Below are 13,463 nucleotides of genomic sequence, written 5' to 3'. Positions count from 1 at the left end.
TTAGTATCAATGTGTAGAATTTGTGTAGATTCGAATTCTTACAAAAAAACATTGTATTTGTTACATTATACTTTGACTTTTTATTATCTGGCTCTTTAAATAATTAGAAACATCTATTTGAGTAACATCCAAAGCTTTAAACCATTCTAAATAAAATTCCGATGTATATCTAGATTGTTTTTTAAACTCGTGATCTAATTTAAGTGATAATTCTCGTGAAAGTCCCAATGCCATAAATTCTAGTGCAGGACTTGTACAAGCTCCAAACTCTAGATAGAATGAAATATTTGGAATTTTATCTATCTTTTCTTTCATATCATTTTCTTCTAAGAAGGTTCTTAATACTTCTGTATATATTTGGGTAAATTTTACCATCTCATATCGTATATTCTGATTTATAAAGTCCATTTGATTTTGAACGTGACGTGTTAACTCTTTTTCACCTAGACGATAAAAATCATTTTTATAAAAAATGAGTTTCGACATCGGTCGACCAATCATCCAATTATAAGTATTATTAGTTAGCTTAAAAATATATTTTTCAGCCCATTCTCTTTCATTCATAAAATAAGCATTGATTAACTTTATAATTTGCTCTAATCTTAAATATACTGATTTATCATAAAGTACAGGCGAGAGTGGGAAAAAATCTTCAATCCGTTCTCGATTTCTCTCAAGAAAGCTCCAAAAATCATTAATTCTATCAGGTAATACTCCAGGTAAATTTTTCAATAAACTTAATGGTGGCTTAAACTCGTTAATAATAATTTCTGTAACCTCATCTATTTCTATTAATTCTTTTTCATTTTCCTTATTCCTAAAAATCGACTCTTTCATTTCATTTCCATTTATTCTCTCTTGGATAACCATAGAAACTAATTGCTCATTATAATCATCTTTTCCTGAAGGGTTTTTTCTATCCATTATGTAATTTTTAAATTTTAAAGTATCATTTTTCAATCTACCCTCAGAAGATGGTAAAACCTGATGTTGTTTTTTCTCTAAAATATGATTGTCTTCCCAATCATTAGGATCAATACAAAAAATATTCCCTGAGAAATCCTTTCCCATTCTTCCCGCTCTACCTGCCAAATTCCAAAAACTGAGGCTATCCATAGGTACTTTAGACCCCTTTTTAGGCTTGTATATAAAAATATTTTTAGCAGGCATATTTAGACCTTCTAGTAGAGTAGAAGTACAACATACAATTTTAATCGCGCCTTCTTTAAAAAGATCCTCTATTCCCGATCTAATAATAGATGGTAACGATCCAAAATGAAATGCTAGACCACATCTTATGAATTTAGCTAGCTCATATTTATTAGAAATATATTCTTCAATAAAATCTGCAAACTCTTCTAAACGCTCATCATATAGCCTCGGGAATTCATTACTTTCAAAAAGAATTCTAATAACTTTTACAGAATCCATAGGCCCATTAGAATAGATAATTGACGTTTGAGAATTCCATAATTTTATGGCAACATTTGCAAGCCGTTTTGCAATTGCAGTCCCTTGTATACCACAAGAAATAGTCTTTATATGAATTTCTTCATTTTGATAAATAGCGCTGATATTCAAGGATTTGCTACCAATCGTTTTTACTTTTATTATATTTTGTATTACGAGAGGAAAATCATCCTTTTTATCTTTCCCTTTCTCAATATTGAAAGTTGAAAGAAATTTCTCTGGATTACTTACTAAAGGGCTAGAGAAAAGAATTTTTGCGTTTGGAAACAATTCTTTTACATAATTAACTGCTCCTTCAAGTAAAATACCTCTTCCGCCACTTTGTATATTGTGCGCTTCATCTACTACTACCATTTTAATTTTTAGTTTATTAATTTCCTCATTTGTACAAAGCTGATACAATCTTTCCTGAGTGAGTACAAGAATATTTGAATAACATTCATAATGTAGCCAACTTTTAATATCAGACGAACTGCCCACGTATATATTTTTCAAATTTAATTCATTAATATTTTCTAGAAAATCATTCATCACTTGTTTAATTAATGCTTTCGTGGGTACAATATATACAACTGTGATTCCAGGCTCTTTATTAATCAAATCGATAACATATTTTAATAGAATAAAAGACTTCCCAGCAGAAGTTGGTGCAGATAAACTAACACCTCTGTTTTTCTCCATAATATCAAATACTTTGTTTTGAAAGTTAGTTAATAAGTATTTTTTATCTATAAACGTTCTTTCATTAAATCCTTCTATAACATATTCTTCAAATGCTGATATACCACTTAATAAACTTTTATACTCGTCTATATTTATTCTCTCTTCAAGTAATTTTATTCCGGGATAATTCCCGAGTTTTCTTAATATAATAAAGGAATTTAAGAATATACCTTTATTATCAATAATCTTAGGTAAAGCAACTGCAATTTCTAACGCTTTTCTCTTATCAGATAATCCTTTTGATACAGCTAAAAGGTTCGCTGTTTCTGCTAGAAATTTTATTTCTGTTAAATCTATACAGTCATCTGATTTAAATGATAATTCTTTTTGAAGAACTACTTTTTTTAGCTTTTTTAAAACGCCATTTAAGTATTCAGCTTCTATCCTGTTACTTAAATGCTCCATACTTATTCCTCCTCTAAGGTAACATCTCTAAAATTGTATTTTCAAAACTTCCTATTGTATTAAATGGAAGAACAAACCAACTAATCTTTATTTCCTTAAAATAGTTTTTAGTAGACAGATGGTCGAAAATAATAGTTTCATTCTCTACACACTCAGTCATAAAATTTGTAGCTATTATTGTCTCTACTTCGCTCTGAGTAAATTTCTGATTTTCAATTTTATTGATAAACATCGAGTTGTAACCAGTAAATACTATAATTTCTAAATCCACATTTTCCCACTTACGATTCAATGGGCTACTAAAATCCTCAATCATCTTTTTTAAAGGGCTAGGCTCCATTTGTTTAAGAATATAATCGTCTGGTACAAAAATATCCCCCTCAATATTTTTTAATTCTTCTATTATTTCTATTGTTTCTATTACCGCTGATTTTAAATCTACATTTAACTTTCCAACCCCTAAATTTAACACTAACTTCTTAGAATCATTTATACCAATATGCACATCAGTATAAATATGATTGGTATCATCTAAACTTATCCTCGAAAATACCTTAGGAGCTTTTAATATCCCTTCAGCAATTGTCCAAAGAAATAAAGTTCCCAAATTTTTATCATCTTTCATCTTAGAAATAGCTTCACTTGTTTTTTTATAAAGATCCATTGCAAACATCCTATTTTGTTCTGCTTTATGAATATCTTCTAAAGAATTAGCATAATCAATCATCATTCTTACCAAGTAATCACTTAATTCGTTCACTCTATTCTTGCCATCTTCATTATATTTAATATGATAGGAATCAATCTGTAAATTAACCCCTAAATCATTTTTTTTATAATCTATTTTCTTAAATAAGTCGTTACAAGTCTTTTTTTGTCTATCTAATCTTTGATTAATTAAATTATTTTTATCTCCAAGTAATGATCCTGTTTTAATATTATGCTCATTAAAAAAAGAAATTATTTTATGTACACTTATAGCTTTTATTGCTGACTTAAGCAAACTAACATCCTCTGTTAAAACAATTGCCTTTATCTTTCCATCAATTACAATAGGGGCTCCTGACAATCCACCTAAATCATATTCCCATTCATCTTTTATATATGTACTACTTAAATCTATATCATAGATAGTTGAATCTATAGTTGTTACATTGTAAATTTCACCTTTAAGATAACAAAATTTACTGCCCTCTTTCGATTCACTCCAATTAATGGGAAATCCTACTGATTCCCAATTATCAGTTTTTTCTATCTGTTGGCTACTTAATTCTAACCATTCTGAAATATGCGTAGCTGCAACAGATAATTTTAATACAGCTATATCAAACTCTTCGCTTTCAAAAAGTACCTTAGCCTCTACTTTGTTGTCTGTAAAATTTGTTTCTATAAAAAATTCCAGAAAAATATCCTCATTATTTTTTATTGTATTCTCAATGGTATGTCTGGCAGTTATTGCTGTATCTTCATTTATCAAGAAGGCTGTTCCATTTTTATCACATTTAACTTTAGATATTAATTTGTACAATATATCACTCATTACTTCTTACCTCCTATAGAAATCATTCCAGAACAATATTCACTACTTCATTAAATATAGATTGAGTACGATCATTAAAATACTCTAGTTCATATTTGTATTTCTCTTTTAATTCTGGAATATCAATTTTTTCATATAAATGAACTGGTTTATAATTAAAAATTATTTTCTTAGGTTCTTTATTAGAAACTATAATTCTACTTAAAGTTTCGATATCTGGGTGTTTAAAACCCTTTCCCCTACCATTACTAGAAATTATATATTTATCAGCTTTAATCATTTGTAAAAACTTCGGACTAGTATTATGTTTACTCCCGTGATGTGAAATTTTAACTACATCAAAAAATAAACGCTCCCCCGCATTCTCTTCATATAATGTCATTAATGATTCTTCAATTACATCTGAATGAGAATCACCTAAAAAAAGAATCTTTTTTCCTTTAAAATTTAAAATAAAAGAAATAGAACTACCGTTCACTTCTTTTTTATCTGGAACAAATATATCCTCTTTAATAATATCTTCAATCTCAAATATTTCTCCAGACACATTTTTAGTCTTACGAGTATTCTTCTTTTCTTCTAAAGAATTAGCTAAATGAATTTCAAAGGCATCTTCTAATAATTGATTGCTCATTATTTCCTGTTCATATCCTAGCTCTTTTAAATATTTCTCCCATTTTTTATCAAGTTCTTTTAATTTTTCTAAACTTGGGGAAAGTAATGTTAACTTAACTTCGTCGCTAAGATTGATATTTTTCAATTTATTTTCCTCTTTTGAAACCATTATTGCTTGATGATTAAATTGCTTATTCCATCTCTCTATATAATCATTTTTATATAATAACCCTGTCAAAGTTGAAGCATCATTAAAACCTATATTTGATACTGTTCTTACTCCTGTCTCCTTAATGAAACCCTTACTTACTATATCTTTTAATATCCCTTCAGACTTACTATCAATTTCTAATTCATCAATTAATAGTTTTTTTTCAAATTGCATATGTTTATAACTATTATGCCAAATTTCTTCAATATTAATTATATTAGGAGAATTCGCTAGTCCATTTTCTTCTAATAATTTTATACCACCTAATATATGGTCTTCATCTATATGAGTAAAAACAACTAATCTCAAATCTTCTTTTTGCTCTTTAAGTTTTAATAATTCTTTTTTTATTACTTCATCATATGTAGACTTAAAACCCGTATCAATTAATATATTTATTTTTTTTTTCCCAAAACAAGATACTAAGAAACTGTCTCCGTAAGAAGCAGGGAATACTTTTATAGAAATGTTCATCAAAATTCCTCACTTTAGTATATATTTTATTCCCTTAAGTTTATCATAATTAAATCAAAAAACTTTATTTGTAAAAAAAGTTAATTAACATTATATAAAAAATAATATTTATTTTAACTGAAATAGTTAATAGCTATTGTATAGACCTTGGTTTTCATAAACGGACTCTTTTTTAGATAATGTTGTCGTGCGAATCCACATATCCCGCTTCAACCATTGCTTTTTCGAATTTATCTTTTAAGCCTGAAGCCCATTCAAACGGAGATGATGCTTTGGCTGCAACCATATCGCTTGACTAAAGATATGCATCTTTCATACATTCGTCTGTCTTTACATTCTTCTCTCTCAATTTTTTTATCTTATTGTAGGTGAAAAACTCGCAATCCATTCAGAACAGTCAGAGAAAGTTACAATGACATCAAGGTTGTCATCTTCAACATTCCATTCACCTTCATCCCATTCTTCACTAACCCATATCATCTGGATATCGGTTAATAAAGAAATTCAACGCTTTATATATACTAGAAAAATTTGAAATATACATTTCACTTTGAATATATTGTAAAATTGTTTGTATACTAAAATGGGAGGGAATTATTATATGTTAGACGTGAAAGGTATAGATATATTTGGAATTAACGGTATAAATGATTTAAAAATAGTATTTGAACCAGGTATTAATATTATCTGCGGAAGAAACGGAGTAGGAAAAACGACTATTTTAGAATGTATTGCAACAGGTATAACTAACAAAAAGAATAATAAACTTAGTAAAAATTTAAGTTCTTCTGAAGGTTACTACTTCATTTATGGATACAATGATTATGATCCATTTTCTCAAGAAAGATACCTAGATACTAAAAATAACAATCGGCATACAAGAAAAATATCGAATAATCTTTTATATTTTACAATACATAGAACGCAATCCAATTCATTTAAGATGAAATCTATTCAAAAATGGTTTGGAGAAATGTTTGAAAAAAATCAATTAGCAATTTCTGAATATGATGACCTACAGTTAGCTATTGAGTGTTTTCAAAAATTAGATCCAAATATTAAGTTTAGTAGAGTTATATTTAAAAATAGTAATAAAGATAAATCTTTTAATCCTCGATACTACAATAACGAGTTTATAGAAACGGATGCTGAAATTTTAGTTTCAACACTTGAAGGAGAAATTCCCTTAAGTTATTTATCTGCTGGCTACTTATCTTGTTTATCTATATTTTTAGAGATTATTAAAAAAGCAACTGATGTTGATTTTAATCAACCCATTCGAGAATATGACGGACTCATTTTGATAGATGAAATAGACTTACATCTTCATCCTGAATGGCAAAAGAAAATACTTGAGATCTTAAGATGGATGGTTCCTAACGCTCAAATAATTGCAACCACACATAGTCCTCACATAGTTCAAGTTACACAAGCTAACGAAGTTATTACAATTAAAAATAACTATGGTCTTTGTTTTGCCCAACGAAATAATGCGAACCTTGAATATGGTTATCAAGGATGGTCCATAGAAGAAATTTTAGAAGACGTAATGGGCTTAAAAAATACGCATTCAGATTTATATAACGAATTAATAGAATCAATTAAATATTCAATAGACCATTTAGAAATTGATAATGCTCAATATAATTTAGAGGAATTAAAACGCTTGCTACATCCTAATAATCCTCTGGGTAAAATTTTATCAATACAAATTGCTACTATGAGAGGTAATTTATGATAAAAATAAATAAGGTACCCTGCCCAAGCGAACTAACAACACAAGTTAAAGTTACTCTCACTCAAGACTATAAAGATAATAGTAAACCTGTCTGGAGGAAAAAATATATAAAGGAAGCTCTTTTATTAAGCTCCCACAATAAATGTGCATTTTGTGAATGCCTATTAAATAAAGAATCAAACTATTTAGAAGTAGAACATTTCCATCATAAAGATAAATATCCGAATGAAGTTGTTGACTGGGATAACTTATTACCTAGTTGCAAAAGATGCAATACATCTAAGGGAGAATACGATACCTATATAAATCCTTTCGTAAACCCTTCTATTATGTCACCTAAAGATCATATGGTTCTCGATAACTTCCTTTTGCGCCCTGTTACTTTAGCCGGTGATAATACCATTGAAGAGCTTAACCTGAATGACTTCGATAAATTATTTTCTGCTCGATATTCATTAAGTCAAGTCACAATTAAAGGTTTAGAAAACATTTATCAACTTATTCTAAATTACCGAGAAAACAAAACTAATCGAATGTTAACTAAAATTGTTAGTTCTACACAAGCAATCTTAAACGAAGGCGTTGAAACCTCTCCATATTCAGCAATTATCAGCACCTTAATAACTAACAGTACAACATTTATGATAATTAAAGAATTTTTAATTATTGAGGGGAAATGGGATATTGAACTTCATACAAAATTAACAGCTCTTGAAAAAAACGCTCTATCCACAGATATCACTTTATTTAAAAAATACCTATTAAGAAACTTTCAACAACAATCTCACTATTAGGCGTTTATTTAAAATGTCACAAGCTAATACACTGGTAAAGAATAATAACGAACCTTCAATTAGATTTTTTTACTGAAGTTTATTTTTATTCTAAGGGACTTGGGAAATTCCCCTATGCCCAATCAATATTTTCTTATTAAACAAACTCAGCACCTCTTACGAAAATAAGTTTATAAGGGGTGAAGGGGATTAATTATGAAAATTGGAATTTTATATGAGTCTGATGCTCAGTAGTACCTAGAAAGACGATTGAATTATTTAGTGTAATGAAAAAAGAGAAAACAGAGCGAATTTTACGGATTTGTAGATTCTCTCTGTCTTCCTTTGAAACCTCTTTACTTTAGCAATTTAAAACAGATCACTTGCTAACCAAAATGCTCACACATTTGCTCACATAATTTTTTTTTGAGTTGAGTTTATTTTATTCTGTTAATTTGAGGATTGCTTAAACCTAGATAAATCAGACTTAATCGAACTACAATTACTGAGTTTAACTAGTTTGATTAAGTAACTTCATCCTTCTTGGATTAATGCACTTCGTTAGCTAATATTAAACGCATAGATAGAAGATACCCCACAATAAACTCTTAATTCTTTGATATTCTCGTAATTCTTATAGAGATTCATCCAATCCAGCAAAAAACGATGAATCTTTCTTATATCCGATTAGGAATGCACTGAAAAAAATGCTATTCACAAAGATACCACCAATCACTTCTGCTAACTCCATTCCAAATCCACCTCCTAAAGATGCTCTATTTAATCTAACGCTCAATTTCACTTTTAGATTTATGCTTATAGCTGTCTATTACATTCATTCGATCGAAACAATTATAAATTCCATTTCTAATAAAATTACCCTTTTCAATAACAAAAAGCCCTTCCTCTTCAAATAGCCTGCACCATTATCAAAATTGACCATTGCTATATCGCTTTGCATCATTCATTTGATTAGTACAATGATTCTTCTGTACTTGATAAAAATTCATTTGTTTTTCTTTCTCGCCATAGCCCACCGTATTTTTTTGCGCAAATAATAACTATTAAACATCAAATTCTCTCGTATAAACACCTTTCTTATATCACAATACATATTCATAGTCTCTCCTATTGTTTTTTATATACCTAATAGAATTTAATGTACTCATAATCATTCAGTAACTATTTAAGTAATTGAACAGTTTAAATATTTTGGTAGAGGAAGATTCAAATGCAACAGAAATTAAACTTAAACGTTACCGTTCAAATTCCTGAAGGATATGTCATTGTCGACAAATTCGAGTTAGAGGAGTTACAGAAAAACCGATTAGACGGTGTTTACTGGTCAATGCAAGATTTACAGGATCGCATAAATAGAAAGCAAGATTGGATTAAAGAGAATATCCTCTATATCCCTAAATTCAAACAAGAATTGGATGCATCCTTAGGCGGGTTCGTCTTTTATCCTTATAAAAAAGGACAGCCCTGGAGCTTTCACGCGAAGAGAATGATGAAGTTTTTAGATGAAAACTTTAGTGACATTCATCATCCTAAACAACAATGAGAAATTTCGTGCTTCTACAAACTTACTTTCATTCCCACTTTTTAGAGATCGTTTATTTTGAGAATGATTGGCTAGTTTTAGCCTATAGAAATAGTGGGAATGATTTAGCTATACCTAAAAATCTAAATAGACACTCAATGTATCGAAACGGAGGAATATAATTTGGCAAGCATATCAAAGCGGGGGAACACTTGGCAATACACTGTGAGTTATATGGAAAACGGTAAATATAAGCCGATTCGAAAAGGAGGCTTTCGCACAAAAAAAGAGGCTTCTGTAGCAGCAGCTCAAATTGAAACCAATATAGCCCAAGGAATTGCAGGTGTAAAAAAGGATATAGCCTTCGCTCAATATTTCTTAGAGTGGTATCAGACTTATAAGAAGGATGTTAGTGCTATTACTTTAAAATCGTATCAAGCAACGTACAATAAAATTCTTAGTCATTTTAAAGATACGCCTATTCAAAAAATCACAAAGCGAGATTATCAAAGCTTCCTAAATGACTTAGGAGAAACAAATGCAAAGGATACTAATCGGAAGCTAAATGGTTACATTCTCACCTGTTTGAAGGAAGCATTTGATGAAAAATTAATAAAAAATGATTTCACCCGAAATGTCACTGTCACAGGTTCTTCTGGGAAAAAGAGTTCTGAAAAATTTCTTGATTATATGAGTAGCCAATCGTTACTACAAGATTTACACAAAAATGTTGACCAAGGTATTGAAAATACTATGTTAATTTTAGCTCTATCTACAGGGATACGATTCGGAGAGTTAATTGGCTTATGTATTAATGACTTAGACTTTAAAAACAATCGGATTAAGGTACGTCGTCAATGGCAGTATAAAGAAGGCGGTGGTTTTGGCCCCTTAAAAACTGAAAAATCGGAGCGAACAATTACGACTGATAAACGAACAATGAAAGCATTACAAAAGCATTTAATTACCGTGAAAAATGATCCAGCGAATGTGCATAACTTAGTTTTCTTTGAACCATCTTCGGATATATCCGTTGTCACAAATGACAGGCTAAATGATACCCTTCGCTCCATTCTAAAGCGCTTAAATATTAAACCGCTCATTACTGTCCACGGCCTAAGTCACACGCACTCGAGTATCCTGCTTTACAAAGGTATTTCGATTTTATATGTATCAGAACGTCTAGGACACGCTAGCATCGATATTACAACGTCTACGTATGCTCACGTCTTAAAAGAGTTGCGAGAGCGCGATTCAGAACAGGCGAGCGATATCTTTGAACAACTTCTTGTGGTTTAGAAACATCGTTTTCTATAAAGACGCAAACCGCTTAAATCCTATTAAAGGATTTAAGCGGTTTTATTTTCGTGATTTCTAACAAGAGGCCTCCACATATTTTCGAGAAAGCCTCTAAACGGAAGCTTTAGTTGAGGATTCGGTTAACTAAATACCTGTGCCTAGACTAGAAAAGTGAATGTTGGGTTAATTTACGAGCCCTTGGTTATATTCAATCCATTTTTCCATTTCCCGCTCCACTGCTCGATTTTGCCACTCAAACCAAATGCCTGAACATTCACTACAATAACTGTCCACTCCACTATTTTTATGCAGATCTCTACTGTAAATATAGTCTTTTTAAAGCAGCTGTAGCAATAAATTTCTATATCTTCATAAAACACTTATAACTATCTACACCTTCATTTTACACATATTCATTTCCAATTTTCATTTAATTCATTCCAAATTATAAAGTATTTCACGAAGAATGTTGAATGGCATTCAAAAATAAGTGGTTTAATGAGAACTTCGGCTAATTGTATGCGAATAGTTACACTTAACCTTACAGAGGCTTAGTGCAACAGTAGACAAGTAGCGTCTTCGTGCTACTCTTTCTTGTGTAGAAAATGTGTAGAAACTTTTCATTTTCTACCCTTTTCTAACGGATTCTCAAAAAAAGGAAAAACGCCTCAAACCCTTGATATTAAAGGATTTGAAGCGCTTTTCAGTTGGTTCAAACTTATTCTATCTGAACCTGGATACGTCCCAGGAGGGATTCGAACCCCCGACCGACGGCTTAGAAGGCCGTTGCTCTATCCTGCTGAGCTACTGAGACATGGTGTCATCTCTATATAAACTATATTAACGACAATATTTATTATATGCGCTTTAAAGCAGAATGTCAACATTAATTTTACTATGAAGGCAAGGTTTGCCTCATGATAAATATTATATGATTTCATATACCCCTTTATGCCATTTCTCAAAACTACTTTTGCTAATCATAACAGATTTTTTACTAAAATAATCAAAAGCAAAAAAACTGGAGGATCCTAAAATGTTTGAATGATTTAGTAGTGTCGTAACTGGTGATGCACAAGGGATTGGCAAAGACATTGTATTAGCATATGCACGAAATAATGCCAATGTTGTAATAAGAATAAAACAGATTCACTTCTTTCATAACTGGAAGTACCTTAGAGTATTCTAGATTAGAAAGAATATTAGAAGGAGTGGATACTCATTGTTCCCTTACCCAGATGGATATTATATGAATCCTTTAGGCACGCTCTATAATACCTCTCACGCCCAATATACCGCACCGATTCGCCATTTTTCACTACCACAGAACGATTGTCGGCGCTGTATTAGTAAAGCTGAAGCTGATTTTATGGCAATGAATCGTTTATTATGGATGGAGCACGTCAATTGGACGAGGATGACGATTATCAGTATTGTCTTTGGCTTACCTGACTTACCCTATGTGCAGGAACGACTGCTACGAAATGCGACCGACTTAGGCAATAGTCTACGTCCATTGTACGGTGACCAAATTGCTGATCGCTATACCGAGCTGATTAAGGAACATCTTATTATTGCAGCACAGTTAGTGACTGCAGCTGCCAAAGGGGATGCAGCAACAGCAGAGGCAAAAGAAAAGGAATGGTATCGTAATGCTAACGACATCATAATATTTTTGAATCGAATTAATCCATATTTGAGTATAGAGGCAGTGCAAAAAATGTTCTATACGCATTTAGCTTTAACAAAAAAAGAAGCTGTAGCAATGATTCAGAAAAACTATCAAGAGGGTGTTCAAATTTTTGATGTCGTTCCGGCCGAGGCAATTGCTATGTCGGATATGATTGCTAGTGCCATTGTGATGCAATTTTGCTATCTTTTTTATTAATGTTATTAATAAAACCAGCTCTTTTAACAAAGTTAATTTGTTAATAAAGCTGGTTTTTCATTTCCACTATTGGTGGATCAATTCTAGCCTTTTGTATTTTTGAATAATGAGCTATTGGATGAATTCCTTTTGTTGTTTCATTCACAAAAGGAGCTAGTGTATTGCTTCCGATATCAATGTTGACCCGTTGCAACTGCCATGGCATATGACTTATATCTATGCGCAGTAATAAATTTTTCCATTTCGACCAAGAATGATAACGTTCCACCAACCATTTTTCTAAGGTAGAACTCATTATTGCACCGGAAATCGGTTGATATGAAATCTTCAACCTTTCAGCCAGCGCTCCGTGATGTAAACTTGTCAAAGAAAAATGGTTACCTCTTTGTTTTAAAGATATTTTTGAATGGCGATATGATAGACCACCCTTTGTAGCTATTTGTACAATAAAACGATTCGTAACATCTAAGTTAAAAAAATAAATACCTTTCATGCCGTTATATGTAACATATGTACGGACATTAAGCTGTAAATAGGAATCCATCCCAGGGAATGGTGGTAGAAATCTCAAGCGTTGTCCTTTTACTTTAAAAAGGACAACACTAAGCCAAGCGTTATTTTCATAGAGATCCAGTTGCAATTCTTGAGGGATGTACGGCTCTATTTCATTAGGTGATATTGGCCAATGTAGAAACAACACATCCTGCCATATTTGCGTCAAAATCCACGGTTTGCTCCACATAAAATAACTCCCTTCTGTAGTAAAATTCTTTCCTACAAAGGA

9 protein-coding genes and 1 tRNA gene are annotated in these 13,463 nt (G+C 31.1%); 5 read left to right on the top strand and 5 right to left on the bottom strand.

Features of this window, described 5'->3' with window-relative positions; genetic code table 11:
* Positions 1 to 60: 60 nt before the first annotated feature.
* Genes ACB089_RS06320 through ACB089_RS06310 form a run of 3 tightly spaced genes read right to left on the bottom strand, consistent with a single transcriptional unit; the run spans position 61 to position 5,438 of the window.
* Positions 61 to 2,598 carry a DEAD/DEAH box helicase gene (locus ACB089_RS06320; RefSeq protein WP_374965707.1) on the bottom strand — a complete coding sequence of 846 codons (2,538 nt, stop codon included), beginning with the start codon at positions 2,596 to 2,598 and terminating at the stop codon, positions 61 to 63.
* 13 nt (positions 2,599 to 2,611) lie between these two features.
* The gene (locus ACB089_RS06315; RefSeq protein ID WP_374965706.1) at positions 2,612 to 4,138 is read right to left on the bottom strand and encodes a Hachiman antiphage defense system protein HamA; all 1,527 of its coding nucleotides are present in this window, start codon (positions 4,136 to 4,138) and stop codon (positions 2,612 to 2,614) included.
* A gap of 22 nt (positions 4,139 to 4,160) precedes the next feature.
* Positions 4,161 to 5,438, bottom strand: a complete 1,278-nt coding sequence (locus ACB089_RS06310; protein WP_374965705.1) for an MBL fold metallo-hydrolase — start codon at positions 5,436 to 5,438, stop codon at positions 4,161 to 4,163.
* Between the two features lie 601 nt (positions 5,439 to 6,039).
* On the opposite strand from ACB089_RS06310, the gene ACB089_RS06305 reads away from it, so the two are divergent.
* The 4 genes from ACB089_RS06305 (at position 6,040) to ACB089_RS06290 (ending at position 10,791) form a co-directional block, all read left to right on the top strand.
* Positions 6,040 to 7,176 carry an AAA family ATPase gene (locus ACB089_RS06305; RefSeq protein WP_374965704.1) on the top strand — a complete coding sequence of 379 codons (1,137 nt, stop codon included), beginning with the start codon at positions 6,040 to 6,042 and terminating at the stop codon, positions 7,174 to 7,176.
* On the top strand, positions 7,173 to 7,970 hold the full coding sequence (locus tag ACB089_RS06300) for an HNH endonuclease (protein ID WP_374965703.1): 798 nt from the start codon (positions 7,173 to 7,175) through the stop codon (positions 7,968 to 7,970). Before ACB089_RS06305 ends, ACB089_RS06300 begins: the two co-directional genes overlap by 4 nt.
* A gap of 1,210 nt (positions 7,971 to 9,180) precedes the next feature.
* Positions 9,181 to 9,513, top strand: a complete 333-nt coding sequence (locus tag ACB089_RS06295) for a DUF771 domain-containing protein (protein ID WP_374965702.1) — start codon at positions 9,181 to 9,183, stop codon at positions 9,511 to 9,513.
* 162 nt (positions 9,514 to 9,675) lie between these two features.
* Positions 9,676 to 10,791: a tyrosine-type recombinase/integrase gene (locus tag ACB089_RS06290; protein ID WP_374965701.1), complete on the top strand. Its 1,116-nt coding sequence runs from the start codon at positions 9,676 to 9,678 to the stop codon at positions 10,789 to 10,791.
* A 740-nt stretch (positions 10,792 to 11,531) separates the two neighbouring features.
* Here ACB089_RS06290 and ACB089_RS06285 read toward each other — a convergent pair.
* Positions 11,532 to 11,605, bottom strand: a tRNA-Arg gene (locus tag ACB089_RS06285).
* A 435-nt stretch (positions 11,606 to 12,040) separates the two neighbouring features.
* Between ACB089_RS06285 and ACB089_RS06280 the strand changes: the two genes are divergently transcribed.
* Positions 12,041 to 12,679 carry a hypothetical protein gene (locus ACB089_RS06280; RefSeq protein WP_374965700.1) on the top strand — a complete coding sequence of 213 codons (639 nt, stop codon included), beginning with the start codon at positions 12,041 to 12,043 and terminating at the stop codon, positions 12,677 to 12,679.
* Between the two features lie 40 nt (positions 12,680 to 12,719).
* On the opposite strand, the gene ACB089_RS06275 is transcribed toward ACB089_RS06280, so the two are convergent.
* The gene (locus ACB089_RS06275; RefSeq protein ID WP_374965699.1) at positions 12,720 to 13,421 is read right to left on the bottom strand and encodes a YqjF family protein; all 702 of its coding nucleotides are present in this window, start codon (positions 13,419 to 13,421) and stop codon (positions 12,720 to 12,722) included.
* Positions 13,422 to 13,463 lie beyond the last annotated feature (42 nt).

The sequence above is a fragment of the Lysinibacillus sp. RS10 genome (assembly GCF_041956855.1).
GTDB lineage: Bacteria > Bacillota > Bacilli > Bacillales_A > Planococcaceae > Lysinibacillus > Lysinibacillus xylanilyticus_A.
The sequence above is the reverse complement of the archived record's forward strand: the minus strand, read 5'-3'. Positions and strand labels throughout refer to the sequence as shown.